Source organism: Kitasatospora paranensis (genome assembly GCF_039544005.1).
Classification (GTDB): domain Bacteria; phylum Actinomycetota; class Actinomycetes; order Streptomycetales; family Streptomycetaceae; genus Kitasatospora; species Kitasatospora paranensis.
On sequence record NZ_BAABKV010000001.1, the window covers coordinates 5,247,186 to 5,271,966 of the forward strand.

General features: G+C 74.1%; 17 protein-coding genes, 1 tRNA gene and 5 pseudogenes. 13 read left to right on the forward strand and 10 right to left on the reverse strand.

Annotation, left to right across the window (positions count from 1 at the left end; genetic code table 11):
* Window positions 1–153 precede the first annotated feature (153 nt).
* Window positions 154–1,227 (forward strand): YlbL family protein, encoded by a 1,074-nt coding sequence (locus ABEB13_RS25275; protein WP_345707318.1) that lies wholly within the window; start codon window positions 154–156, stop codon window positions 1,225–1,227.
* A 79-nt stretch (window positions 1,228–1,306) separates the two neighbouring features.
* Here the strand turns inward: ABEB13_RS25275 and ABEB13_RS25280 are convergent, their stop codons facing one another.
* Window positions 1,307–1,867, reverse strand: a complete 561-nt coding sequence (locus ABEB13_RS25280) for a PPA1309 family protein (RefSeq protein ID WP_345707319.1) — start codon at window positions 1,865–1,867, stop codon at window positions 1,307–1,309.
* Window positions 1,868–2,028: 161 nt separating this feature from the next.
* On the opposite strand from ABEB13_RS25280, the pseudogene ABEB13_RS25285 reads away from it, so the two are divergent.
* The 3 genes and pseudogenes from ABEB13_RS25285 to ABEB13_RS25295 all read left to right on the forward strand — a co-directional run bounded on the left by ABEB13_RS25285 (window position 2,029) and on the right by ABEB13_RS25295 (window position 7,364).
* A pseudogene (locus ABEB13_RS25285) lies at window positions 2,029–4,957 on the forward strand (UPF0182 family membrane protein).
* Between the two features lie 56 nt (window positions 4,958–5,013).
* Window positions 5,014–5,087, forward strand: a tRNA-Met gene (locus ABEB13_RS25290).
* 372 nt (window positions 5,088–5,459) lie between these two features.
* The gene (locus tag ABEB13_RS25295) at window positions 5,460–7,364 is read left to right on the forward strand and encodes a tetratricopeptide repeat protein (RefSeq protein WP_345707320.1); all 1,905 of its coding nucleotides are present in this window, start codon (window positions 5,460–5,462) and stop codon (window positions 7,362–7,364) included.
* 59 nt (window positions 7,365–7,423) lie between these two features.
* On the opposite strand, the gene ABEB13_RS25300 is transcribed toward ABEB13_RS25295, so the two are convergent.
* From ABEB13_RS25300 to ABEB13_RS25330, 7 genes and pseudogenes are all read right to left on the reverse strand, one after another.
* Window positions 7,424–7,765 carry a DUF742 domain-containing protein gene (locus ABEB13_RS25300; protein ID WP_345707321.1) on the reverse strand — a complete coding sequence of 114 codons (342 nt, stop codon included), beginning with the start codon at window positions 7,763–7,765 and terminating at the stop codon, window positions 7,424–7,426.
* Window positions 7,762–9,654, reverse strand: coding sequence for a sensor histidine kinase (locus ABEB13_RS25305; RefSeq protein WP_345707322.1), 1,893 nt, complete (start codon window positions 9,652–9,654; stop codon window positions 7,762–7,764). The genes ABEB13_RS25300 and ABEB13_RS25305 overlap by 4 nt, the downstream gene beginning before the upstream one ends.
* A 231-nt stretch (window positions 9,655–9,885) precedes the next feature.
* Entirely contained in the window at window positions 9,886–10,683 is a 798-nt protein-coding gene (gene hisN, locus ABEB13_RS25310) for a histidinol-phosphatase (protein ID WP_345707323.1), read from the reverse strand.
* Between the two features lie 71 nt (window positions 10,684–10,754).
* Window positions 10,755–11,078: a DMT family transporter gene (locus ABEB13_RS25315; protein ID WP_100888610.1), complete on the reverse strand. Its 324-nt coding sequence runs from the start codon at window positions 11,076–11,078 to the stop codon at window positions 10,755–10,757.
* Between the two features lie 108 nt (window positions 11,079–11,186).
* Window positions 11,187–12,236: pseudogene (gene rsgA / locus ABEB13_RS25320) on the reverse strand (ribosome small subunit-dependent GTPase A); the annotation flags it as partial.
* Window positions 12,237–12,250: 14 nt separating this feature from the next.
* Window positions 12,251–13,569: pseudogene (gene aroA / locus ABEB13_RS25325) on the reverse strand (3-phosphoshikimate 1-carboxyvinyltransferase).
* Window positions 13,570–13,707: 138 nt separating this feature from the next.
* A pseudogene (locus ABEB13_RS25330) lies at window positions 13,708–14,420 on the reverse strand (M50 family metallopeptidase).
* Between the two features lie 169 nt (window positions 14,421–14,589).
* Between ABEB13_RS25330 and ABEB13_RS25335 the strand changes: the two are divergent.
* From ABEB13_RS25335 to rsrA, 4 genes are all read left to right on the forward strand, one after another.
* Window positions 14,590–15,339 carry an SOS response-associated peptidase gene (locus ABEB13_RS25335; protein WP_345707324.1) on the forward strand — a complete coding sequence of 250 codons (750 nt, stop codon included), beginning with the start codon at window positions 14,590–14,592 and terminating at the stop codon, window positions 15,337–15,339.
* A 39-nt stretch (window positions 15,340–15,378) separates the two neighbouring features.
* Window positions 15,379–16,020 (forward strand): alpha/beta hydrolase family protein, encoded by a 642-nt coding sequence (locus ABEB13_RS25340; protein ID WP_345707325.1) that lies wholly within the window; start codon window positions 15,379–15,381, stop codon window positions 16,018–16,020.
* A 77-nt stretch (window positions 16,021–16,097) separates the two neighbouring features.
* Window positions 16,098–16,991: a sigma-70 family RNA polymerase sigma factor gene (locus ABEB13_RS25345; protein WP_100888604.1), complete on the forward strand. Its 894-nt coding sequence runs from the start codon at window positions 16,098–16,100 to the stop codon at window positions 16,989–16,991.
* Window positions 16,988–17,317 carry a mycothiol system anti-sigma-R factor gene (gene rsrA / locus ABEB13_RS25350; protein ID WP_345707326.1) on the forward strand — a complete coding sequence of 110 codons (330 nt, stop codon included), beginning with the start codon at window positions 16,988–16,990 and terminating at the stop codon, window positions 17,315–17,317. The genes ABEB13_RS25345 and rsrA overlap by 4 nt, the downstream gene beginning before the upstream one ends.
* Window positions 17,318–17,384: 67 nt before the next feature.
* Here rsrA and ABEB13_RS25355 read toward each other — a convergent pair whose 3' ends face one another.
* Window positions 17,385–18,650 carry a carbohydrate-binding protein gene (locus ABEB13_RS25355; RefSeq protein WP_345707327.1) on the reverse strand — a complete coding sequence of 422 codons (1,266 nt, stop codon included), beginning with the start codon at window positions 18,648–18,650 and terminating at the stop codon, window positions 17,385–17,387.
* A gap of 705 nt (window positions 18,651–19,355) precedes the next feature.
* On the opposite strand from ABEB13_RS25355, the gene ABEB13_RS40740 reads away from it, so the two are divergent.
* From ABEB13_RS40740 to def, 5 genes and pseudogenes are all read left to right on the forward strand, one after another.
* Complete coding sequence (locus tag ABEB13_RS40740; RefSeq protein WP_425559909.1) at window positions 19,356–19,739, forward strand: hypothetical protein; 384 nt, start codon at window positions 19,356–19,358, stop codon at window positions 19,737–19,739.
* Window positions 19,739–20,530 (forward strand): HD-GYP domain-containing protein, encoded by a 792-nt coding sequence (locus tag ABEB13_RS40745; RefSeq protein WP_425559910.1) that lies wholly within the window; start codon window positions 19,739–19,741, stop codon window positions 20,528–20,530. Before ABEB13_RS40740 ends, ABEB13_RS40745 begins: the two co-directional genes overlap by 1 nt.
* On the forward strand, window positions 20,527–21,975 hold the full coding sequence (locus ABEB13_RS25365) for an HD domain-containing protein (protein WP_345707328.1): 1,449 nt from the start codon (window positions 20,527–20,529) through the stop codon (window positions 21,973–21,975). The genes ABEB13_RS40745 and ABEB13_RS25365 overlap by 4 nt, the downstream gene beginning before the upstream one ends.
* Before the next feature lie 33 nt (window positions 21,976–22,008).
* Window positions 22,009–22,995, forward strand: a complete 987-nt coding sequence (locus tag ABEB13_RS25370) for a tetratricopeptide repeat protein (RefSeq protein WP_345707329.1) — start codon at window positions 22,009–22,011, stop codon at window positions 22,993–22,995.
* 86 nt (window positions 22,996–23,081) lie between these two features.
* Window positions 23,082–23,701, forward strand: a pseudogene (gene def, locus ABEB13_RS25375) (peptide deformylase).
* A 73-nt stretch (window positions 23,702–23,774) separates the two neighbouring features.
* On the opposite strand, the gene ABEB13_RS25380 reads toward def, so the two are convergent.
* Window positions 23,775–24,770: a ribonucleotide-diphosphate reductase subunit beta gene (locus ABEB13_RS25380; protein WP_100892626.1), complete on the reverse strand. Its 996-nt coding sequence runs from the start codon at window positions 24,768–24,770 to the stop codon at window positions 23,775–23,777.
* Window positions 24,771–24,781 lie beyond the last annotated feature (11 nt).

Here is a 24,781-nt window from a genome sequence, read left to right on the forward strand (position 1 = left end):
CCCCCGCGCCACCGGTGATCCGGCCTCGCTGGCCGAGCACGAACGCTTCCGCGCCGCGATGGAGCGCAGCACCACGTCCGGCGGCGACCGCTGACCGCACGGGTGCGCGGGCCCGGGCAGCGCCCGGCCGGTGCCGTCCCGTACTGTCGAGCCATGCCACGCCGCTCCGCGACGATGCTCGCCGCCACGCTGCTCCTCATAGGCCTGCTCTGCGCCTCGGTGCTGATGCGCGTGCCGTACACCGAGATGAGCCCCGGGCCGACGTTCAACACGCTCGGCGAGCAGAAGTCCGGCGAGCCGGTGATCAGCATCTCCGGGCGTCCCACGTACCCGACCAGCGGCCACCTGAACATGACCACCGTGCAGGTGACCGGGGCCAAGTACGAGCCGAGCCTGGTCTCGGCGGTGATCGGCTGGCTGCGGCACGACGTGCTGGTGGTGCCGCACGACAACGTGTACCCGCAGGGCCAGACCGACAAGGAGGCCCAGCAGGAGAACGCCGAGCAGTTCGCCTCCTCCGAGGACAGCGCCAAGACCGCGGCGCTCGGTCAGCTCGGCATCCCCGTCGGCACCGAGGTGATCGTCTCCTCGGTGGTGGCCGGCGGCCCCTCCGAGGGCCGGCTGCACGCCGGCGACCAGATCGTCGCCGTGGACGGCACCACGGTGACCGGCAAGGAGCAGGTCGCCGCGCTGGTGACCAAGCACAAGCCGGGCGAGACGGTGGAGTTCACCGTGGTGCCGCACGCCAGGGCGAGCGCCACCCCGGCCGCGGCCGACGAGCACAAGGTCGCCGTCACCACCGGCAAGGCCTCCGACGGCCGGGCCATCGTCGGGATCCTGCCGGGGACGGACCACACCTATCCGTTCACCATCGACATCGGCCTGCAGGACGTCGGCGGCCCGAGCGCGGGCCTGATGTTCTCGCTCGGCATCATCGACAAGCTCACCCCGACCGACCTGACCGGCGGCAGGTTCGTGGCGGGCACCGGCACCATCGCCGACGACGGAGCGGTCGGCCCGATCGGCGGCATCCAGATGAAGCTGATCGCGGCCCGGGACAAGGGCGCCCAGTACTTCTTCACCCCGTCGGAGAACTGCCCCGAGGCCGTCCAGGGCACGCCGTCCGGGCTGACCCTGGTCAAGGTGGACAACCTGGCCGGCGCGCTGAAGGCACTGGACTCGATCCGCTCCGGGCAGAACGCGGCCCTGCCCGCCTGCCCGCGCTGAGGCGGGCCGGCCGGGCGGGCCGGTCCCTCACGGCGCCCCTGAGAGCCCCTCGGCTCCGGGGCGCCCTCGGGGACGACTCCTAGGAGAAGGTGGCCAGCAGGGCCGCGGTCAGGCCCGGCACCAGGTCGGGGCCGGTCAGCACCTCGCGGGCGACGTCCTTCTCGCGCAGCCGCAGGGCGATCTCCTTCGAGCCGTCCCGGAGCACGGCGGCGGTGATCCGCACCTCCTGGCGCTGCGGGTGCTCGGCCACCCAGGTCGCCAGCTCCTTCTCGGTGGCGTTCTTCGGGCGGGACTGCTCGGCGCCCGGCGGCAGCATCAGCCGCTCGACGACCAGGGCGCAGCCGACCACCTGGTCGGGCCAGGCGATGGTGCCGAGGAAGCGGTCGAGCTCGGCGCCCGCGGGCAGCTCGTCCTGCTCGACCGGGGTCAGGCCGGTGGCGTCCTCGGCGAGCTCGAGCTGCCGGCTGAGTCGCGGGTCGGCCTTGCGCAGCGCGGCGGTGTCGACGAGCGCGAACAGCCGGGCGGGGAGGTCCCAGCCGAGGGTGGCCGCGTACTCGTCGATCTCCAGGGCGGCGCGGGTGAGCGGGGTGGCGGCCGGCGGCAGGTCGCCGCCGGCGGGCGTCTGGGGTGCATCGGACATGACCCCATCCTCACACGCCGCCGAGGGCACGGGGACGAGCCGATCCGGTAACCGTCCGATCTCATCGCGAACCGTGGGAACTCAGGTAAAGACCGATTAAGTTGCACAGGGGACGACCGACCCGCAGACGACACAGCAGAGGTGCCACCTTGGTCTTCCAGATGCCGGACCGCCCCGAGCCGGGCTTCCGTGCCAGAGTCGGTCCGCCGTCCCGCCGGTCCAAGGTGCTGCTGCTGACCGCCGGTGTCCTCGTCGCGCTGTTCCTGCTGTTCGTGATGGTCTCCGGGGTCTGGACGGACTGGCTCTGGTTCAGGTCCGTCCACTACAGCGGCGTCTACACCACCCAGCTGAAGGCGAAGGCCGGCCTGTTCGCGGTCTTCGGGCTGGCGATGGCCGTGGTGGTGGGCCTCAACCTCTGGCTGGCGTACCGGCTGCGGCCGCCGCTGGCCGCGATGTCGGTCGAGCAGCAGAGCCTGGACCGGTACCGGATGGGGTGGCCCCCTACAAGAAGCGGCTGCTGGCCGGCGTCTCGCTGCTGGTCGGCCTGGTGGCCGGGGCGGCGTCCGCCTCGCAGTGGCGAACCTGGCTGCTGTGGGTGAACGGGACGCCGTTCGGGGTGAAGGACAGTCAGTTCCACCGGGACGTCTCGTTCTACGCCTTCGAGCTGCCCTGGTTCGAGTTCCTGGTGGGTTTCGCGTTCAGTGCGGTGATCGTCTCGCTGCTGGCCGCGGCCCTGGTGCACTACCTCTACGGCGGGCTGCGACTGCAGGGCCCCGGCCGTCGGGCCAGTCGCGGCGCGCAGGGCCACCTCGCGGTGCTGCTCGGCGTCTTCGTCCTGCTGAAGGCCGTCGCCTACTGGCTGGACCGCTACGCGCTCGCGGTGAAGTCCGGCTCCTACAAGGGGGTCGAGGGCTGGACGGGCCTGCGGTACGTGGACGCCAACGCCTTCCTGCCGGCCAAGACCATCCTGTTCTTCGTGGCGATCATCTGCGCGCTGCTGTTCTTCATGACGCCCGTCCGCCGCACCTGGGCGCCGGCCCTGATCGGCTTCGGCTTGATGGTGCTGTCGGCGGTGCTGATCGGCGGGGTCTACCCGGCGATCGTGCAGCAGTTCCAGGTCAAGCCGAACGAGCAGGCCAAGGAGACGCCGTACATCCAGAAGAACATCGACGCGACCCGGCAGGCGTACGGCGTCGCGGGGGCCCAGACCACCCAGTACGGGCCCAAGTCCACCACCAGCACCGAGGCGCTGAAGCCGGACGCGCAGACCGTCTCGGACATCCGGCTGCTGGACCCGAACGTGGTCGCGCCGACGTTCCAGCAGGCCGAGGCGCAGCGCAAGTACTACGGCTTCCCGCGGACGCTGGATGTGGACCGCTACGGCGCCCAGGACACCGTGCTGGGCGTGCGCGAGCTCGACGCCAACGGCGTCCAGCAGCACAGCTGGATCAACGACCACTTCAAGTACACCCACGGCTACGGCGTGGTCGCCGCCAAGGAAACCAGGTCGACGCCAACGGCAAGCCGGTCTACACCGAGTCCTCGCTGCCGACCAAGGGCGACCTCGGCAGCTACGAGCAGCGGGTCTACTACGGCGAGAAGACCCTGTCGTACTCGATCGTCGGCGGCTCCAACCGGGAGATCGACTACACCAGCGACGCCGGTGACAAGACGTACCAGTACCAGGGCTCCGGCGGTGTCTCGCTGAACGGCGTGCTCACCCGGGCCGCGTACGCGGTGAAGTTCGGCGAGCCGCAGATCCTCTACTCGGGGGCGATCACCGACGGCGCGCAGGTGCTCTACGACCGGACGCCCAAGGAGCGGGTGGAGAAGGTCGCGCCGTGGCTGTCGATCGACGCCGACCCGTACCCGGTGGTGGAGGGCGGCCGGCTGGTCTGGGTGCTGGACGGCTACACCACCTCGGACGGCTACCCGTTCTCCTCGAAGACCACCCTGGGCGAGTCGACCAAGGACGCGCTGACCGACCAGCGCGGCCGCACCCTGGCCGCGGAGAACACCGTCAACTACATCCGCAACTCGGTGAAGGCGACGGTCGACGCGTACACCGGCCAGGTGACGCTGTACCAGTGGGACGAGAGCGACCCGGTGCTGAAGACCTGGATGAAGGCCTTCCCCGGCACGGTCGAGGCGAAGTCCGCCATCCCGGCCGCGCTGCTGCCCCACCTGCGCTACCCGCAGGACCTGTTCAAGGTGCAGCGCGACCTGCTCGGCCAGTACCACATGACGGATGCGGCCGCGTTCTTCAGCGGCACCGACATCTGGCAGGTGCCGGACGACCCGAGCACCAACACCGACGCCGTCCAGCCGCCGTACTACCTGACGCTGCGGATGCCGGACGCCGCCGCGGCCTCGTTCTCGCTCGCCACCAGCTTCACGCCGAGCGGCCGGGAGAACCTCGCGGCCTTCATGGCGGTCTCCGCCGACCCGGGGCCCGACTACGGCCGGATCCGCATCCTGCGGGTGCCCGCCGAGTCGGGCGCGCTCGGGCCCAACCAGGCCCAGGCGAAGTTCAACTCGGACCCGGCGGTGGCCAGTCAGCTGACCCTGCTGACCAACGGCAACGACTCGGCCATCGAGTACGGCAACCTGCTCACCCTCCCGGTGGGCGGCGGCATCCTCAACGTCGAGCCGGTGTACCTGCTCGCGCGCGGCGCCAAGGCGCCGGTGCTGCAGAAGGTCCTGGCGATGTACGGGAACGACAAGGTGGTGATGGCGAACAGCCTGTCGGACGCGCTCGCCCAGGTCTTCGGGGGCGCGGCCGGCGGCGCACCCGCCACTCCGACGGCGCCCGTCACCGGGGGCACCTCCGGCACCGGCACGCCCGCCCCGGGGGCGACCACCCCGCCGGCGACCGGAAACCCGGATCTCCAGCAGGCGCTCCAGGACGCCCAGAAGGCCTTCGACGACGGCCAGGCGGCGCTCAGGACCGGCGACTGGACGGCGTACGGCAAGGCGCAGCAGGCGCTCCAGGACGCGTTGAAGCGGGCCGCCGCGGCCCGTCCGGCCGGTGCCGCGGCGTCCGCGGCGCCGTCCGGTTCACCCGCGCCGTCGGCGTCGTCCACGCCCTGAGCTGCGGCAACCGATTGTTGGTCCACCCCGCGACCGTGCTATGGTTGAGCCAACGACGCGGGGTGGAGCAGCTCGGTAGCTCGCTGGGCTCATAACCCAGAGGTCGCAGGTTCAAATCCTGTCCCCGCTACTGAAGATCAGGGCCCGGAGGCACCAGAGTTCATCTGGTTCCTCCGGGCCCTGGCGTTTTTCCGATCAAGAAGGGCCCGACTCCGGTACTATCGACCCGTTCAGCCCGGTCCCGCCGCCGTTGCCGGGGTTTGTGGGGCCCCGATGTCGGGAAATCGACAAAGCGCTGAAGCTGTTTCCGCCGGCTTCGGCCCGCCCCGTCAGAATTGGCCCGGGGCAGGTGTACGCGGGTTCCGGGTGATGCGACGATGGAGCACATGGGGGATGCAGTACGGCGGTTGACTCCTTTTCGACAGTGGAGGGGGAGCAGCGGTCGCAGAGTCCGGCGCGCCCCCGGCGGATGCCGAAGCACTCTGGGGGAGCGGGAGCCGGCATGAAGCTGATCGGCAGGAACGGCAGCGGGCCCGCAGCGGCCCCCGACACCGGCACTCGGGCGCAGGACGCCGACGAGGCCCGGCGGGGCCTGCCGGCCCAGCGCAGCAACGGCCCGGAGAGCCTCGTCCGGATCTCCGCCCAGCAACTCCTCGACGCCGTCGGCCGCTACCCGGCTGCCGTCGACGGAGCACCCGTCGACGAGGCCGATGACGGCGACGCGGTGGAGGCCGCCAGCTTCGAGTCCGCCCTGGCCGCCCGCGAGCAGGCCGCCCTGGAGTCCCGGCACCGCGCCTCGGCCGACGGCGGCGACCCGGGCGCCGCCAGCCAGCTCGGCGCCCTGCTGCTGCGCCGCGGCGACCTGGAGGACGCGGAGCCGTACCTGCGCAGCGCCGCCGCGGCCGGGCTGCGCGCCGCCGCCAACAACCTCGGCGTGCTGCTCCACCAGCGGGGCCACCGGGCGGAGGCCGCCCAGTGGTGGCGGCAGGCCGCCGTCGCGGGCTCGGCCCCGGCCGCGCACGCCCTCGGCCTCCAGCTGCGGGACCAGGGCGAGGAGGAGGCCGCCGAGTACTGGCTGCACTTCGCCGCCGAGCACGGCCACCCGCTCGGCGCCTACGCGCTGGGCGATCTGATGGAGCATCGGCGCGACGTGCGCGCCGAACGCTGGTTCAAGGTGTCCGCCGACGCGGGCCACCGCGAGGCCGCCTACCGGCTCGCCCGGATGCGCGAGGCGGCGGGCGACAAGGAGACCGCGGAGACCTGGTACCGCACCGCGGCCGCCCGCAGCCACGCCCGGGCCGCGCTGCGGCTCGGCGTGCTGCTGGAGGAGCGCGGCGAGCTCGACGAGGCGGCCCGCTGGTACCGGCAGTCGGCGCAGAACGGCGAGCCCCGGGCCGCCTGCGCGCTGGGCTTCCTGCTGCGAGACGCCGGGGACGTGACCGCCGCCGCCGAGTGGTGGCAGGAGGCCGCCGAGGCCGGTGACGGCAACGCCGCCAACGCGCTCGGCGCCCTGCACGCCGGCCGCGGCGAGGCGGCCGCGGCCGAGCGCTGGTACCGCGCCGCCCTGGACGCCGGCGACCACAACGGCGCCTTCAACCTGGGCCTGCTCTGCGCGGCCGCCGGCCGCGAGGCGCAGGCCGAGCAGTGGTACCGGCGGGCCGCCTACGCGGGCCACCGCGAGGCGTGCAACGCGCTGGCCGTGGTGCTGCTCCAGCGCGGCGACGAGTCGGGCGCCGAGCCGTGGTTCTCCAAGGCGGCGGAGTCCGGCAGCGTGGACGGCGCCTTCAACCTCGGGGTGCTGCACGCCGGTCGCGGCGAACTCCCGCAGGCCCACGAGTGGTACGCGCGGGCCGCGGCGGAGGGGCACGGCGAGGCCGCGCTCCAGCTCGCCGTCGTGCAGGAGCAGCGCGGCAACCCGGTGGGGGCGCTGGAGCGCTACCGGCAGGCGGCCGCGGCCGGTTCGGCCGAGGGCGCGTTCCGGCTGGCCGCGGTGCTGGAGCGCCGCGGCGAGGCGGAGGCCGAACACTGGTACGCCGTCGCCGCGGAGGCCGACCACCGCCGGGCGCAGGTCCGGATGGGCGTCCGGGCCGCCGAGCGCGGCGAGTTGCAGGCCGCCGAGCGCTGGTACCGCCGGGCGGCGGAGGCGGGCAGCCGCAGCGCGGCCTTCAACCTGGGCCTGCTGCTGGCCCGTCAGGACTGCGAGGCGGAGGCGATGCTCTGGTACACCCGGGCGGCCGACGCCGGGCACGGCCGGGCGGCGCTGCGCCTCGCGCTGCTGGCGCTGCGCCGGGGCGAGCCCGTCCAGGCCGAGAACTGGTGCCGCCGGGCGGCGGAGTACGGCCCGGCCGAGGTCGCGGAGCGGGCCGGCCGGCTGCTGGGCGCGCTCGACTCCGAGCTCAGCGCGTAGCCCGGCGGCCGTCCGCGGGCCCCGGGGTGCGCACCGCGCCGCCGGGGCCCGGCCGAGCCCTAGAGGCGCAGCAGGCCGTCCCGGACGCGTTCCAGCAGCGCCACCGACACGTCCTGCGCCGACCGCTCGTGCACCCGGACGTACCGCTCCGCCGCCAGGTCCGCCACCAGCACCCGGGCCACCCCGAGCGGCACCGGCAGCAGCGCCGCCAGCTCCGCCACCGACCGCGGGTACTGGCACAGCTCGACGATGCGGTGCCGCTCGAAGCCCAGCGGGGCACCCAGCGCGGCCGGCGCCGCCGACACCAGTGTCTCGATCCGCAGTTCGCCCTGGACGGGCCGCGTCCGCCCCGAGGTCATCACGAACGGGCGGACCACCTCACCGGTCTCGTAGCCGCTCATGCCGGCACCCCGCCGGCCGCAGCCCGGCTCGTCGCCGGTGCCACCAGGGCGGCCGGCAGCCGCACCGTCGCGCTCACGCCGTGCACCGGGGCCGCACCCAGCCGGACGGCCGCGCCGAGCCGCTCCGCCAGCCGGCCCGCCACGTAGTGCCCGAGCCGGCCCTCCCGGCCCACCAGGAAGCTCTCCCGTCCGGCCAGCCGCGCGTTGGCGCGTGCGAGTTCCTCCTCGTCCAGGCCGGGTCCGCGGTCCAGCACCGCGATCAGGCAGCCGTCCTCGGCCAGCCGGGCGAAGACCTCCACGTCGGTGTCGGGCGGCGAGGCGGCCAGGGCGTTCTCCACCAGCTCGGCCAGCAGATGGGCCGTGTCGGCGACCGCCGAGCCGTCCACCAGCGCGTCGTCGACCCGGCGCAGCACCACCCGGCGGTAGTCCTCGACCTCGCCGAGGCTCGCCCGGATCACGTCCCCGAGCGGCACCGGGTGCGCCCAGCGGCGCGGACTGCCCTCGCCGACCAGCACCAGCAGGCTCTCCGCGGTGCGGCGCATCCGGGTCGCCAGGTGGTCCAGTTCGAACAGGTTCGCCAGCGCCCCCGGGTCGTGCTCGCCCCGCTCCAGCGCGGTCAGGAAGCCCAGTTGACGGGTGACCAGCGCCTGGTTGCGGCGGCCCAGGTTGGCCAGCGACTCGGTGGTGTTGCGGCGCAGCACGGACTGCTCGACGGCCAGGTGCAGCGCGGTGCCGGCCACCCGCCCCAGCGCGGCCTCCAGCGCCGCCAGCTCCGCGGTGGCGCCCGCCCCGGTGCGCAGGGCGGGCGCCGCCGCCTCCCGGCCGTTCTGGGCGTCCTCGACGGCCCGGGGCAGCACCCGGTCGGCCAGGTCCTCGGCGCCCGCCACCAGCGCGGCCACCGGCCGGGTGATCGACCGGGTCGCCGCGACCCCGAGCAGCACCGCGGCGGCGACCGCCGCCAGGGTCAGCCCGGCGTCCGCCAGCAGGGTGCGCAGGGCCTGCCCGCGCAGCGCCGCGGCGCGGGCCGAGGCGTCCGCGGCGGCCTGCGCCTGCACCCGGTACAGGTCGTCGACCAGTGCGGTGGCCGCCCGCCACCAGTCGTCGGCGGCCACCGGCAGCCGCCCGCCCTGGAGGCCGTCGAGCGCCTGCTGTTCCATCCCGGCCACGGTCACCGCGGCCGGGGACCGCAGGGCGGCGGCGAGGGCGTCGGCGCGCTCCGCGGTGGCGGTCTGCGGCGCCCGCGCCAGCGCGGCCTCCTTGACCGCGGCGATCCGGACGAACGCGGGGTAGTCGCCGTTGCGGAAGGCGCCGGCGGCCAGCACCCCGTTGAGGGTGCCGCGTTCGAGCGCGGCGGCCTCGGTGGCGCCGGCGAGGGCGTGCAGGGTGGTGAGGGCGTCGGCGAGCCGCTGGTCGCCGTCGCCGCCGCGGTCGGCGAAGGCCGCGGCGTCCAGTGCGGTGACGGCGTCGGTGAAGAACCCGAGCGCCTCGGCGCGGGTGGCCGTCCCGGTGTCGGCCCGGCCGCGGAGCGCGGCGAGGCCGTCCAGCCGGCCGAGCGCCGCGCGGATCCGGTCGGCGCCGGGCGGGCCGGCCGCGAGCCGGTCGTCCAGGGTCCGCCGGGAGGTGTCGGCGGTCGTCCGCTGGGCCGTGAGCTGGACCCGGAAGCCGCTCTCGCCGCCGAGCAGGCCGGCGGTCAGGCCGCGTTCGCGCTGGATCTGGTGGACGAACTCCTCGGTGGCGGCCACCAGGGCGACCTGGCGGTCCGTCCGGTCGGCCGCGGACCAGCGACCGGCCTGGGCGGCGGTGCCGGTGGCACCGAGCACGACGAGGGCGCCGGTGGGCAGGGCGAGCAGCAGGCCCAGCCGGTGGCGGATGCTGCGGAGCGTACGCACGTCGGGGAGTCCCCCTCGGCAAGCGGCCCGGCGGGGTGGGACGCGCGGGGAACGGAGGCCCGGCCTTGACCGGCCCGGCCTTGGTCGTCCGAGCCTAGGGTCCTTGCGTTGCCGTGGAGTTGCCGTCTCCTCAGGGCCGCCGGAAGGCCGCGGCGGGTGGTCGGCAACCTCGCCGACCACCCGCCGAAACACCCCTGTCGACGGCCGTGCCGGGCCGCGTCCGCGGGCCGGTCAGACGCTGAGCCGCCGCAGCGCCTCCGCGTGCAGGAGGCCGTTGCTGGCCACCGCGTCGGCGCCGTTCGCTCCGTCGATGCCGTCCAGGCCGGTGAACCGTCCGCCCGCCTCCTGCACCACGATGCACGGCGCCGCCATGTCCCACAGGCTCAGCTCCGGCTCCGCGGCGATGTCCGCGGCGCCCTCGGCGACCATCATGTACGACCAGAAGTCGCCGTACGCCCGCGTCCGCCAGCAGGCCCGGGTGAGGTCCAGGAACGGGTCGAGCCGGCCGCGCTCCTCCCAGCCGGTCAGCGACGAGTACGAGAGCGAGGCGTCCTCGATCCGGCCGACCTGGGAGACCTGGATCCGGGTCGCCTTGGCCAGGCTCCGGCCGGCGTACGCGCCCAGCCCGCGCGCGGCCCACCAGCGGCGGTTCAGCGCGGGGGCGGAGACGATCCCGACGACGGGCTGCAGCTCGCCGTCGATGCCCTCCTCCAGCAGCGCGATCAGGGTCGCCCAGACCGGCACGCCGCGGACGTAGTTCTTGGTGCCGTCGATCGGGTCGACCACCCAGCGGCGCGGGCCCGATCCCTGCAGGCCGTACTCCTCGCCCATCACCGCGTCCCGCGGGCGGGCCCGCTGCAGCACGCTGCGCACCAGCTCCTCGCACGCCTTGTCGGCGTCGCTGACCGGGGTCAGGTCCGGCTTGGTCTCGACCTTGAGGTCCAGCGCCTTGAAGCGCTCCATGGTGATCGAGTCGGCCGAGTCGGCGAGGACATGGGCGAGTCGGAGGTCGTCGTGGTAATCGGCCATGCCGGAACCCTAGCGACCCAGGCCCCTTCCCGGCGGTACGGCTCGCACAGCGGACGGAACGGATGTCCGATTCAGTGTCCGCTGCCGCTCAGCTGGAGGCCGACCACACCGGCGATGACCAGGCTGATCGAGACCAGTTTGAGCGTGCTGCCGGACTCGTCCAGGAAGGCGATGCCGTAGATGGCCGTGCCGGCCGCGCCGATGCCCGTCCACACCGCGTACGCCGAGCCGACCGGCAGCGACTTGAGCGAGAGCGTCAGGAGGCCGAAACTGCCCAGGGCGAAGGCGCAGAAACTGATGGTGGGCCAGAGCCGGGTGAAGCCGTGGCTCAGCTTGAGGTTGATCGCGAAGCCGGTCTCCAGCAGACCGGCGAGGATCACCAGGGCCCATGCCATCCGTCTGACTCCTTGTCGGGGGACGGTCCTCACCCTCCTATGATCACCGGCCCGGGGCGATCCGACACCTCTGCGGCCCCCGGCGACCCGCCCGGTGGGCGGGTCAGTCCCCTCGCGGGTGTCGCGGCTGGCCAGCAGCCTGCGCAGCGAGTACAGCCGGGCCTGCTCGGCGTGGCCTTCGGCGACCCAGGCGTCCAGGGCACAGTCCGGCTCGTCGTGACTGCACGCGCGCGGGCAGTCCTCGGTGCCGGCCTCCAGGTCGGGGAAGGCCAGGATGACCCGGGACGGGTCGATGTGCGAGAGGCCGAACGAGCGGAAACCGGGGGTGTCGATCACCCAGCCCGGGTCCAGCGCCTTCTTCGAGCCGGGCTTGGCCCCGGGCGGCGGCGGCAGCCGCAGCGCCAGCGCCGAGACGGTGGTGTGCCGGCCCCGGCCGGTCACCGCGTTCACGTGGCCGGTCGTCCGCTGGCGCGCCGGCACCAGCGCGTTGACCAGCGTCGTCTTGCCGACGCCGGAGTGCCCGATGAAGACCGTGGAGAGCCCCCGCAGGTGCTCGCGGACCGCCTCGGCGCCGGTCGTCTCCAGCTCGTCCCGCCGGGTCACCACGAACGAGATGCCCAGCGGCCCGTAGGCCTCCAGAAGCGGTTCGGCCGATGCGAGGTCGGACTTGGTCAGCACCAGCAGCGGCTCCATGCCGGCGTCGTAGGCCGCGACCAGGCAGCGGTCGATCAGCCGGGGCCGCGGCTCGGGGTCGGCCAGCGCGCAGACGATCGCCAGCTGCTCGGCGTTGGCGACGACGATCCGCTCGTACGGGTCGTCGTCGTCCGCGGTGCGCCGCAGTACCGAGGTGCGCTCGGCGACCCGGACGATCCGGGCCAGCGTGTCGGGCTCGCCGGAGAGGTCGCCGACCACGTCGACCAGGTCGCCGACGACGACGCCCTTGCGGCCCAGCTCGCGGGCCTTCATGGCGACGACCTCGCGCTCCTTCTTCGTGCCCGCGTCGACGAGGCAGGTCAGCCGCCCGCGGTCGACGGTGAGGATCATCGCCTCGGCGGCGTCCTCGTGCTTGGGCCGGATCCGGGTCCGGGGCCGGGAGCCCCGGCGGGCCGGGCGGTTGCGGATGTCGTCCTCGTCGGCGTCCTTGCCGTAGCGGCGCATGTGCCCTGCCCCCGTCAGCCCTGGCCGAGGAGGTCGGCCCACATCCGCGGGAAGTCGGGCAGGGTCTTGGCGGTCGTCGCGACGTTCTCCACCCCGACGCCCTCGACGGCGAGGCCGATCACCGCGGCCGCGGTGGCCAGCCGGTGGTCCTCGTAGGTGTGGAAGACGCCGCCGTGCAGCGGGCGCGGGCGGATCCGCAGGCCGTCCTCGGTCTCCGAGACGTCGCCGCCCAGGTCGTTGATCTCCTTGACGAGCGCGGCCAGCCGGTCGGTCTCGTGCAGGCGCAGGTGGGCGATGCCGTACAGGTGCGACTCGGAGTCGGCGAGCGCGGCGACCGCCGCGATCACCGGCGTCAGCTCGCCGACGTCGTGCAGGTCGACCTCGATGCCGTGGATCCGGCCGGTGCCGGTGAACTCCAGGCCCTCGTCGGTGAAGCGGCAGGAGCCGCCCATCGCGGTGTAGATCTCCCGCAGCTGGTCGCCCGGCTGGTAGGTGTGCCGCGGCCAGTCGCGGACGGTCACCCGGCCGCCGGTGACCAGGGCGGCGGCGAAGAACGGCGCCGCGTTGGAGAGGTCCGGCTCGACCACCAGGTCGCGGCCGATCAGTGCCCCGGGGGTGACCCGCCAGATGTCCTTCTCGCCGCCGTCCTCGGGCGCGTCGACCTGCCCGCCGGCCTTGCGGACCATGTCCACGGTCATCCGGATGTGCGGCAGCGACGGGACGGTGCCGCCGGTGTTCCGGATCTCCACGCCGTTGTTGTAGCGGGCGCCGGAGAGCAGCAGGGCGGAGATGAACTGGGAGGACGAGGAGGCGTCCACCTCGACCGGGCCGCCGTCGACCGCGCCGGTGCCGTGCACCGTCAGCGGGAAGCCCCGCGGCCGCAGTCGTCGATCCGGGCGCCGAGCGCGCGCAGCGCGTCGATCACGCCGTGCTGCGGCCGCTCGTAGCTGCGCGGGTCGCCGTCGAAGTGCACCGGTCCGTCGGCGAGCGCCGCGAGCGGGGGCAGGAAGCGCATCACCGTGCCGGCGTTGCCCACGTCGACCTGGGCCGGGCCACGCAGCTGGGCGGCCGGGATGACCCGCCACGCCTCGCCGCCGCCGGTGCCGCCGCTGGCCTCGTTCACCGTCTCCTCGATGGTGACGCCGAGTGCGCGCAGACCGTCCGCCATCAGCTGGGAGTCGCGGCTGCGCAGCGGCCGGCGCACCCAGCCCGGGCCGTCCGCCAGGGCGGCCAGCACCAGGGCGCGGTTGGTCGCCGACTTGGAGCCGGGGATGGTCACGGTCGCGTCCACGGCGGCGGTGGCGACGGGGGCGGGCCACAGGGCATCGGTCATGGGCCAAGTCTAGGGGGCCGCCGGGTCGCCGCCCCGTGCGCATTCGAATGGCGGACGGGGGTGCTGGGGACCTTCGGTGCGGCGGCTGTGCACCCGGGGTGCGGACGGTGTGGACGCGCACCGTCCCCGGCGCAGGCCCTACACGCTGCGCCAGTGCAGCAGCCAGCTGCCGCCGGCCAGCAGACAGGCCAGCGCGACCACCAGGAACAGCGTGACCCAGAGCACCGCGCCAACCCCGGTGAGGCGGGCCAGCTGGTCGGCGTCGGATTCGGGGAGCGCCCGGCGCGGCGCATCTGCTGGAGCTCCAGCACCGGCCGCACGCCCGCCAGCAGCAGGAACCAGACGCCCAGGTACGCGAAGCCGGCCTGCACCCGGTCGTCGCCGTACCAGGACACCAGCCCGAAGAGCGCCCCGGTGGCCACCACGGCCAGCACCCCGAAGGCGTTGCGGATCCGCAGCAGCATCCCGACCAGCAGGGCGATGGCGATCCACAGGAACCAGCCGGTGCGGCCGGCGGCGAGCAGGGCCGCGCCGCCGAGGCCGAGCAGCGGCGGGGCGGTGTAGCCGGCGGCGGCGGTCAGGATCATGCCGGGGCCGGTCGGACGCCCGTAGGAGAGGGTCAGCCCGGAGGTGTCCGAGTGCAGCCGGATCCCGGAGAGCCGGCGCCGGGTGAGCAGCGCCGCCAGGCCGTGCCCGCCCTCGTGGGCGATGGTGACCACGGCGCGGCTGACCCGCCACACCGGGCGGAGCACGACCGCCGTCAGGGCCACGGCGGCCATGGTCAGCACCAGCCAGTCGGGCGGGGCGGGCCTGGTGGCGGTCACCTGCTGCCATACGTCCGCGAGGTCCATGCGGGTCCTGCTTTCCGTGCGTGCGTCCTCGGTGCCGGTCCGGCAGCCTCCCATGCCAGGACGCCCGGACGGTAGCGCCCGGTTCGGCCGGACCGGGATCCGGCGCCGACGGCCGTCCGTCCCGCGGACTCCCGGACCGGCGGCGGCCGGGCGTGGCAGGCTGGCCGCCATGTGCGGACGTTTCGCCTCCAGCAACGGGCCCGAGTCCATCGTCGAGGTGTTCGGCGTCGAGCAGTGGGATCCGGCCGAGACCCTCGTACCGAGCTGGAACGTCGCCCCCACCGACCCGGTGTACGTGGTGCTGGACCGCGTCCCCCGGGGCGGCTCGGTGCCGGTGCGCCAGCTGCGGGTGCTGCGCTGGGGCCTCGTCCCGGCCTGGGCGAAGGCCCCGGACACCGCGGTCAAGATGATCAACGCCCGGGCGGACACCGTCCACGAGAAGCCCGCCTACCGGCAGGCCTTCGCCTCCCGCCGCTGCCTGCTGCCGGTCGACGGCTACTACGAGTGGCAGACCGTCCCCGGTGAGCGCGGCAGGCAGGCCAAGCAGCCCTTCTTCGTCTCCCGGGCCGACGGCGGGATGCTCGCGCTGGCCGGCCTGTACGAGTTCTGGCGGGACCGGACGCGCCCCGCCGACCACCCCGACGCCTGGCGGGTGACCTGCACGATCGTCACCACCGACGCCGAGCCGCTGCTCGCCCCGATCCACCCGCGAATGCCGCTGTTCCTCGACGCGTCCGGCGTCGACGCCTGGCTCGACCCCGGCCTCGGCGACCCGGACGAGGTGCGCGGCCTGCTGGTGCCGCCGCCGCCCGGGGCGCTGCTGGCGCGCCCGGTCGGCGCGGCGGTCGGCAACATCCGCAACAACGGCCCTGAACTCCTGCGCGAACTCACCGACGAGGACCGCACCACGCTCTTCTGAACCCGCTCCGCCCGCGCCGGGACGATCTACGCTCGCGGTATGCAGAAGCTGGTGCCGACGCCGGTCGGCGACGCACGGATCACCTTCCACTGGGCACCGCGGGCCGCGGCGGTGCTGGCGCTCGGCCACGGCGCGGGCGGCGGGATCGAGGCGCGGGACCTCGTCGCGCTGGCCGCCGCCCTGCCGCCGCTCGGCGTCACCGTCGCCCTGGTCGAGCAGCCCTGGCGGGTGGCCGGCAAGCGGCTCGGCCCGGCCCCGCGGACGCTGGACGAGGCCTGGCTGCCGGTGCTGGCCGAGCTGGCGGGCGAGGGGCTGCCGGTGGTCGCGGGCGGCCGCAGCGCCGGTGCCCGGGTGGCCTGCCGCACCGGGCTCGCCTCCGGCGCCGTCGCCGTGCTGGCCCTGGCCTTCCCGCTGCACCCGCCCGGCAAGCCGGAGAAGAGCCGGGCCGAGGAGCTGCTGGGCACCGGCCTGCCCACGCTGACCGTGCAGGGCGGGGCGGACGCCTTCGGCACCCTGGCGGAGTTCCCGCCGCTTCCCGCCGGCCACACCGCTGTCGAGGTGCCCTTCGGCAGCCACGGCTTCGCGGTGCCCAAGCGGGCGCCGGTGAGCCAGGAGGAGGCGCTGGCGGGCCTCACCGGGGCTGTCGCCGACTGGCTGCCCTCGGTGGTGCCGGTCGGCTGAGAGGAGGCCGGGAATGCCCGGCGGCCCCGCTCGGTTGAGAGGGACGTCAGCACAGTCCCGGTGGAAAGGCAGCGCCCATGGGTTCGATCGCGTGCCCCGAACGACCGGAGGAGCGGGCGGCGCAGAACGCCTTCCTTCCGGACTGGTCCGAGTGGCTTGTCGCGGGCGAGAAGCCGGTGGGCCCGATATCCTCCATCTCGGGCCGGCCCGCCGTGGGCCCCGGCCGCAGTACCGAGGAGGTGGGTCCGGTCGTCGGGACCGAGGACGAGGCCGTTTCGGGTGGTGGGCTGTCCGGTGACGGGCCGCTCACGGGGGACGAGCTGGCCGAGGCGATCGGCGAGGACACCTTCCGGGTGTCCGCCGACGAGAGCGAGGATGCCCGGCGCGAGCGCTTCGAGCGCGACGCACTGGCCTTCCTGGATCCGATGTACTCGGCGGCGCTGCGGATGACCCGCAACCCGGCCGACGCGGAGGACTTGCTCCAGGAGGCGTTCGCCAAGGCGTACGCGTCCTTCCACCAGTTCCGTGAGGGCACCAACCTCAAGGCCTGGCTGTACCGCATCCTCACCAACACGTTCATCAACTCGTACCGCAAGAAGCAGCGCGAGCCCCAGCGCACCGCGGCCGAGGAGATCGAGGACTGGCAGCTGGCCAGGGCCGAGTCGCACATGTCGACCGGGCTCCGGTCGGCGGAGGCGCAGGCCCTCGATCACCTGCCCGACAGCGACGTCAAGGACGCGCTGCAGGCGATCCCGGAGGAATTCCGCATCGCGGTCTATCTCGCGGACGTCGAGGGCTTTGCGTACAAGGAGATCGCGGACATCATGGGTACACCCATCGGTACGGTGATGTCCCGGCTGCACCGTGGCCGCCGCCAGTTGCGCGGCATGCTGGAGGACTACGCCCGTGAGCGCGGCCTCGTCCCGGCGGGCAGCGGTGCAGGGCAGGAAGCGAAGGGCGCGGGCTCATGAGCTGCGGCGATCCGCACGACACCGAGTGCGGCGAGGTGCTCGACCACCTCTATGAATTCCTCGACAACGAGATGGCCGAGGGCGACTGCGCCAAGCTGCGCGTGCATTTCGAGGAGTGCTCGCCCTGCCTGGAGAAGTACGGGCTCGAACAGGCCATCAAGGCGCTGATCAAGCGCTCCTGCGGGTGCGACGACACGCCGGTCGACCTCCGGACGAAGGTCCTGGCGCGGATCGACTCGATCCGGGCCGGCCAGCGGGCCGCCCAGCTGTCGGCGGACGAGTCCGCCGGGCACGGCGCCACCGCCACGGCCGCCGCCGAGTCCTGATCCCGCAGCCCACGCGACGGGCCGGCCCCCGGGGATCCCCGGGGGCCGGCCCGTTCCGGTCAGCGGATCAGCACGGGCCGTCGTCGGCCCAGACGCCCCACTGGCCGCTCGCGGTCGGTACCTCGTTCAGGGTCCACCACTTGGCGTGGTACTTGTGGCCCTGGTACGAGACCTTGTTGTTCGCGACGTACGTGGTGGTGGCGCTCCACGCCGGGTCCGTGCAGGTGCCGCCGGGGGCGGTCGGCGAGGAGCTGGTGGGCGGGGTGCTGGTCGGCGGCGTGGTGGGCGGGGTCGCACCCGCGAACTTCACGGTGTACTTGGTGAAGTCCCAGTCGCTCTGCGCCACGCTGGAGCAGGCGCCGGACAGCCCCGGGTCCACCGAACCCGCGCACTGGCGGTCCCGGTTGACGGACCAGAAGGTGTAGCGCGCCAGCTTGTGCGCGGTCGCGAAGTCCAGCACGATCTGGAAGTCCGCCTGCTTGAAGTACTCGGCGGCGTCGGTGCGGCCGTTCATCATCGACACGCCCTCGTGGGCGTACGCGGTGGCCTCGTTCCAGCCGAAGGTCGTCTGCAGGATCTGGTTGAACTTCACCAGCGCGTCGGTCTGCGCCGCCGCACCGTTGAAGCCGCCGTCGAACGGCATGATCGAGAAGTTGTTCGGCGTGAAGCCCTGGGACTTGGCCTCGTTCAGCATCTGGGTGCCGAACCAGCCGGTGCCCGAGGTCGTCCCGGCCGTGGTGATCGAGACGTACAGGCCCGGGTTGTTCTGCTGGAGGATCCTCGCCGCGCCGATCTCGTTGTGGATCGCCGCGGTGTTCTCGTACTCCGGCTCCTCCAGGTCGAAGTCGATCGCCTTCAGGGCGTACTTGGTGATGACCTTCTGGTAGCCGGCCGCGGTCGCCTCCGGGGTGCCGCAGCTCTGGCCGAGCTTGTTGCCGCCGTAGCCGCCGACGGACACCGAGACGTCGCCGCCCTTGGAGCGGATCTTCTGGATCACCGCGGGCATCACGGTGTCGCTGTCGATCGACGAGGTGCCGCCCCAGGCCGGGGTACAGCCGCCGGAGTCCAGGATGAACGCCAGCTGGAAGGCCTTCTGGCCGGTCGCGTCCATCACCGCGGCCGCGTCCGGCGGCGAGTTGTCCTCCGGCATCAGGTAGGGGGCGGAGGCGTACCAGTTGGAGCCGAGGGCGTCGGTGGCGGCGAGTGCGTCGCCGCTGCTCACCACGGCGGTCACACCGCCGGCCAGCAGGCCGAGGGCGGCGACGGCCACCGCGGCCGTGCGGCCGCGCCGGCGGCGGTGCCGGCCGGCGGCCGGAGTCGGGTCGTGTTCCATGGGGGACCTCCGGGACAGGGTGCGGGGGATCCGCCCGCGGCAGGGACGGCGGGCGGACGGTGCTGGGGCGTCGTTCGGACGCGTGGAACGGCGGAGCGCCTGCGGCCGAGGTGCGGCCGCGGCCCCTTCCGGACGGGGTAGACCTAAAATGGACTGGACCAATCCCGGGGTCAAGGGCTCCGGGGAGGTCTTGGGCTTCTCTTAAGGTCCGCTTCGGGGCGGACCCGTCACGCGCCCGCCCCGCGGAGCGCCAACGCCGCCGCATCCCGGGGCATTTCACTCTTTTGGGTGAGCTGATGCTGCGCCGACTGCGCCATTGCGCGATCGTGCGCCGGAGCCCGGTACCGGGGCCCTATCCTCCTCACTGGCCCGTGGAACCGAACGGGCCGGCACCTGCGGGGAGGCGGAGATCACCAGCCAGCGGGAACCCGAGGCCCTCACGGGCGCCGCGGCCCGGTACGCCGCCGCGGTGCTGCTCGCCGCCGCCTGCTGCCTCACCCCGCTCGCCCTGCCCGTCGCCGGACCGCTGGGCGGCCCCCTCGACTGGCCCCGGCTCGCCCTGCTCGCCTTCCTGCACGCCTGCGCCGAATCGCTGGCCGTCGGCCTGCCCACCCCCTGCGCCAGGATCGCCCGCCGGGTGCTGCGCCGCCCGCCGCGGCCCGCCGAACGCCCCGGCAGGGCCGGCCCGGGCACGGCTTCTTCCCCGTGCTGTTCGCCGGCGTGCTGCTGCTGCCCCCGGCCGCGGCCGCGCTGGTCGCCGTCCCCGGCGCCCTCGGCGCCCAGGCACCGGCCTCCAGCCGGCTGCGCCGGGTGTGGAACGCCGCCCAGCTCGCCGTCGCCGCGTTCGCCGCCGCCGCCGTGTACCGGCTGCTCGGCGGCCCGCAGCTGCTGCTCGGCGCCGAGTTCCCCGCCGCGGCGCTCGGCGCACTCGCCGCCGTCGCGGTGTTCTGCCTGGTCAACGCCGTGCTGGTGGGCGCCATGCGACGCCTGGACACCCCCGGCCGGCCGCCCCGGCCCACCGCGCCGCGCTCGTCCGCGCCACCGGCGCCGTCGTCCTGCCCGCCCTGGTGCACGGCGCCGGCGGTCTGATGGTCGCCGTTCTGTGGCAGGGCCCGTACGGCGCCTTCGCTGCGGTGCTCGCCCTGCTGCCGCTCTCCATCTCCGCGTGGATGTTCGCCCAGGGCCACCGCGAGGCCTCCGCCCACCAGGCCACGGTGCGCGCCCTCGTCCAGGCCGTCGAGATCAAGGACGCCTACACCCGCGGGCACAGCGAACGCGTCGGCCGGGCCTCCGTGCTGATCGCCCGCCAGCTCGGCATGGCCGAGGACCGCCTGCGCACCCTGCACTTCGCCGGCACCCTGCACGACGTCGGCAAGCTCGGCGTCGCCACCGAACTGCTGCGCCGCAACGGCCCCCTCACCGACGACGAGCGGCGCGCCGTCGAGGTGCACCCCGTCTTCGGCCACGAACTCGTCCGCGAACTCGCCTTCCTCGGCGAGGCCCGCGACGGCATCCTGCACCACCACGAACGGCTCGACGGCCGCGGCTACCCCAACGGGCTGGCCGGCGAGCGGATCCCCGAGTTCGCCCGGATCATCTCGGTCGCCGACGCCTTCGACTCGATGACCTCCACCCGCTCCTACCGGCGCGGCCGGCCGGTCGCCGAGGCCGTCGCCGAACTCCAGCGCTGCGCCGGCAGCCAGTTCGACCCGGCGATGGTGAGCGCCCTGGTCGCGGCCGTCGACGAGCACGGCTGGCAGCCCGAGCCGCCGCCGCCCGGCGGCTGGGACGGCGAGGTCCCCGACATCCCGCTCGGTGTCCCCGAACCCGCCCGGCCGCCCGTGCCCGGCCACCGGATCGCCGCCGGCGGGTCACCGTGAGACTCCGCCCGCGCGGCGGCCGGCCGGAGCGCCTCGGGCCGGCCGCCGTGCACGGCGTCGCCGCGGTGCTGCTGGGCCTCGCCCTCCTGCACGCCGCCGCCCACGGCGTGCGCGAGCCCCGGGTGGCACTCGCCTTCGGCGCCGTCGTCGCCGCCGGCGAATGGGCCAGGGTCACGCTGCCCGGCGACCGCGAGCACGCTCCGCTCGGCACCGCCGCCGCCCTGGCCTACGCGCTGCTCGGCCCGCTGCACGGGCTGCCCACCACCCACGGCGTGCTCCAGGTCGCCGCCGTCACCGGCCTCGGCACCCTCGCCGGGCTGCTCCCGCTGGCCGTCCCGGCCGTCCGGGCCCGGCTGCGTCCCGACGCCGCCCGGGCCGACACGGCCTCCCGGCGGCTGCTCACGGTCTCCTTCGCGGCCCTGCTGTTCCAGCCGCTGTACAACAGCGGGGCGCTCGACCGGGCGCCGCTCACGGGCCCCTGGTACGGCGTGCTGCTCGGCGGTGTCGGCGCCGTCACCGCGCTCTGCGACGCGGTGCTCGCCGCCGTGCTGCACGCCGCCAGGGCCGGGCTGCGCTACGCCGCGGCGCTGGAGGACGAACTGCGCTCGCTGCTGGGCATCGGCTCGGCGATCGCCGCCACCGGCATCCTGGTGAGCCTGCTGGCGGGCGAGGTCGGCCTCTGGGCGCTGCCGCTGTTCTGCACCCCGCTGCTGCTCGCCCAGGCCTCGTTCCGGCGGGCCGCCGCGATCCGGGCCACCACCGGGCAGACCATCGAGACGCTGGCCCGGGCCACGGAGGTGGCCGGGTACACCCCACCGGGGCATGCCCGCCGGGTCGCCGACACCGCCTGCGCGCTGGGTCGCGAGCTCGGCCTCGGCACCCGCGACCTCGCCCTCCTGGAGTACGCGGCGCTGATGCACGACATCGGCCAGCTCTCCCTGGTCGAGCCCGTGCCGTGCGGTGCCACCGCCGTCCTGCCCGCCGCCGAGCAGCAGCGGATCGCCCGGCTCGGCAGCGAGGTCATCCTGCGCACCGGCGTGCCGGCCCGGGTCGGCCGCCAGGTGGCCAGGCTCGCCGACCCGCACCGGCTGCCGGACGGCTCGGTGGACCGCAGCCTCCCGCTCGCCGCCCGGATCATCCGGGTGGCCAACGCCCACGACGACCTGCTGAGCGCGGGCCGCGGCCGCGGCCTGTCGGTGGCCGCCGCCCGCCTGGAGGCCCTGGAGCGGCTGCGGCTGGCCCGGGGACGGCCTACGACCCCGCCGTACTGGACGCACTGGCCAGAGTGGGACGCAGGGCCCGCGTACCGGGATGAACCGCCGCGCGGGGAGCGCGGGTCACCACCGGCGTGGTTGGATGCGGTCGTAGCGTGGAACAACCGGAGGCGAGGGCATCTCTCCCCGGATCGTTCCCGATGCAGCAGCCGGCCTCGCAGCAGGTGCTGAGAACTGGCGGACGACAATCGGCAGGGACGGAACGTGAGGATCTTCCACCGCGCGCGGCACCGGCCGTCGGCCACCTGGCGGCAGACGACCGACCGTGCCTTCACGCTCATCGGCGACGGCCGCTTCGAGGACGCCGGCGCCTTGCTGGTCATGGCGGCGGACCTGGAGCCCTGGCTGTCCGACTCCTGGTTCAACCTCGCCCTGCTGCACAAGTTCCGCCGCGACTGGGAGCAGGCCCGCAGCGCCGGGCTGCGCGCGGTCGCGCTGCTGGAGCGCGAGCAGGGCGCCCCCGACTGGTGGAACCTCGGCATCACCGCCACCGCGCTCCAGGACTGGTCGCTCGCCCGCCGTGCCTGGCAGGCCTACGGACTGCGACTGCCGAGCGGCGGCGCGGCGCCGGACGGGCCGGTCGAGCTCGACCTCGGCACCACCCCCGTGCGGCTCTCCCCGGACGGCGAGTCCGAGGTGGTCTGGGGCCGCCGCCTCGACCCGGCCCGGATCGAGGTGCTGTCCATCCCGCTGCCGTCCTCCGGCCGGCGCTGGGGCGAGGTGGTGCTGCACGACGGTGCCCCGCACGGCGAGCGGGTCGCCGACGGCGTGGCCTACCCGGTCTTCGACGAGATCGAGCTGTGGGCGCCCTCGCCGGTGCCGACCTTCGTGGTGCTGCTCCAGGCCGCCACCGCCGGTGACCGGGACGCCCTGGAGCGGCTGGTCGCGGACGCCGGGTACGCCGCCGAGGACTGGACGAGCTCGGTGCGGCTGCTCTGCCGGGCCTGCTCGGAGAGCCGGATGGCGATCGACGACGGCCACACCGCCCACCACGACCCGCACGACGACGGCGACCCGCTGCACCCCGGCCACCTGAGCCACCTCAGCCAGGGCAGCGCCGGGATGTCCTGGCTGGTCGAACGGGAGTGCGGGATCGCGGCCCCGGCGGGCCTGGTCCGGATCCTGCTGGACCGCTGGGTGGCCGGTTCGCCCGTGACCCGGGCCTACCGGGACCTCGAAGAGGTCTGCTGAGCCGCTCCCCGTAAGGGCCGGGGCCCCCGGAGGGGCCGTACCCTTGACCCATCCACCGGACGCATCCACGGAAGCGGAACTGAAGCATGGCCGACGAGCACGCGCACGACCACGAGCAGGACGAGACCCCGGAGCTGAAGGTCGTCGGCGAGGAGCCGGACCTCTCGAAGGGCACCGCCCGGCCGATCACCGTGGTCGGCAACCCCGTCCTGCACCACGAGTGCCGGGACGTCACCGCCTTCGACGCCGAACTCGCCGCCCTCGTGGACGACATGTTCGTCTCGATGTACGCGGCGGAGGGTGTCGGCCTGGCGGCCAACCAGATCGGCGTCGACCTCAAGGTCTTCGTCTACGACTGCCCCGACGACGACGGCGTGCGCCACGTCGGCCACATCGTCAACCCCGTCCTGGAGGAGCTGCCGGCCGGCCGCCGCACCCTGGACGACTCGCCGGAGGGCTGCCTCTCCGTCCCGACCGCGTACCAGGACCTCGCCCGGCCCGACTACGCCGCCGTGACCGGCCTGGACAAGGACGGCAACCCCGTCCGGATCGAGGGCACCGGCTTCTTCGCCCGCTGCCTCCAGCACGAGACCGACCACCTGTACGGGTACCTCTACATCGACCGCCTCTCCAAGCGCGACCGCAAGGACGCCCTGAAGCAGATGGCCGAGGGCACCCCAAGTACGCGACGGTGCCGAACGCCTGACGGCACGGCCGAGGCAACGGCGAAGGTCCGCCCCCGTACCGCGGGGGCGGACCTTCGCCGTTGCCGGCGGACTCTAGAAGTCGTCGTCGAAGGAGACCGAGCCCTCGACGGCGACCTGGTACGCGGAGACCCGGCGCTCGAAGAAGTTGGTCAGCTCCTGGACGTTCTGCAGCTCCATGAACCCGAAGGGGTTGGTGGAGCCGTAGCGGATCGGCAGGCCGAGCCGGGCGAGGCGCTGGTCGGCGACGGCCTCCAGGTACTGCCGCATCGACTCGGTGTTCATGCCGGGCAGGCCGTCGCCGCAGAGGTCCTGCGCGAACTGCAGCTCGGCCTCGACGGCCTCCTCCAGCATCGTGGTGACCTGCTTGGCCAGCTCGTCGTCGAAGAGGTCGGGCTCCTCCTCGCGGACGGTGTCGACCACCGACATGGCGAAGTCCATGTGCATGGACTCGTCGCGGAACACCCAGTTGGTGCCGGTCGCCAGGCCGTGCAGCAGGCCCCGGCTGCGGAACCAGTACACGTACGCGAAGGCGCCGTAGAAGAACAGCCCCTCGACGCAGGCCGCGAAGCAGATCAGGTTGAGCAGGAAGGCCCGGCGGTCGTCCTTGGTCTGCAGCGAGTCGATGTGGTCGACCGCGTTCATGTACGTGAAGCAGAACTGCGCCTTCTGGTGGATGGAGGGGATGTTCTCCACCGCCGCGAAGGCCGCCGCGCGGTCGTCCGGGTCGGGCAGGTAGGTGTCGAGCAGCGTCAGGTAGAACTGGACGTGCACGGCCTCTTCGAACAGCTGCCGGGACAGGTAGAGCCGGGCCTCGGGGGAGTTGATGTGCTTGTAGAGGCTCAGCACCACGTTGTTGGAGACGATCGAGTCGCCGGTCGCGAAGAAGGCGACCAGCCGGCCGATCATGTGCCGCTCGCCGTCGCTGAGCTTGGCGAGGTCGGCCACGTCGGAGTGCAGGTCCACCTCCTCCACCGTCCAGGTGTTCTTGATGGCGTCCCGGTAGCGGTCGTAGAACGACGGGTAGCGCATCGGGCGGAGCGTCAGTTCGAAGCCCGGGTCGAGCAGCATCTTCTGGCGGT

Excerpts from the sequence above, each read along its gene's own strand:
- ABEB13_RS25380 (WP_100892626.1), bottom strand. The coding sequence starts at position 24,770 with ATGCTGCTCGACCCGGGCTTCGAACTGACGCTCCGCCCGATGCGCTAC.
- ABEB13_RS25300 (WP_345707321.1), bottom strand. The coding sequence starts at position 7,765 with ATGAGCGGCTACGAGACCGGTGAGGTGGTCCGCCCGTTCGTGATGACC.
- ABEB13_RS25355 (WP_345707327.1), bottom strand. The coding sequence starts at position 18,650 with ATGGAACACGACCCGACTCCGGCCGCCGGCCGGCACCGCCGCCGGCGC.
- ABEB13_RS25315 (WP_100888610.1), bottom strand. The coding sequence starts at position 11,078 with ATGGCATGGGCCCTGGTGATCCTCGCCGGTCTGCTGGAGACCGGCTTC.
- ABEB13_RS25335 (WP_345707324.1), top strand. The coding sequence starts at position 14,590 with ATGTGCGGACGTTTCGCCTCCAGCAACGGGCCCGAGTCCATCGTCGAG.
- rsrA (WP_345707326.1), top strand. The coding sequence starts at position 16,988 with ATGAGCTGCGGCGATCCGCACGACACCGAGTGCGGCGAGGTGCTCGAC.
- ABEB13_RS25345 (WP_100888604.1), top strand. The coding sequence starts at position 16,098 with ATGGGTTCGATCGCGTGCCCCGAACGACCGGAGGAGCGGGCGGCGCAG.
- ABEB13_RS25280 (WP_345707319.1), bottom strand. The coding sequence starts at position 1,867 with ATGTCCGATGCACCCCAGACGCCCGCCGGCGGCGACCTGCCGCCGGCC.
- ABEB13_RS40745 (WP_425559910.1), top strand. The coding sequence starts at position 19,739 with ATGGTCGCCGTTCTGTGGCAGGGCCCGTACGGCGCCTTCGCTGCGGTG.
- ABEB13_RS25340 (WP_345707325.1), top strand. The coding sequence starts at position 15,379 with ATGCAGAAGCTGGTGCCGACGCCGGTCGGCGACGCACGGATCACCTTC.
- hisN (WP_345707323.1), bottom strand. The coding sequence starts at position 10,683 with ATGGCCGATTACCACGACGACCTCCGACTCGCCCATGTCCTCGCCGAC.
- ABEB13_RS25275 (WP_345707318.1), top strand. The coding sequence starts at position 154 with ATGCCACGCCGCTCCGCGACGATGCTCGCCGCCACGCTGCTCCTCATA.
- ABEB13_RS25295 (WP_345707320.1), top strand. The coding sequence starts at position 5,460 with ATGAAGCTGATCGGCAGGAACGGCAGCGGGCCCGCAGCGGCCCCCGAC.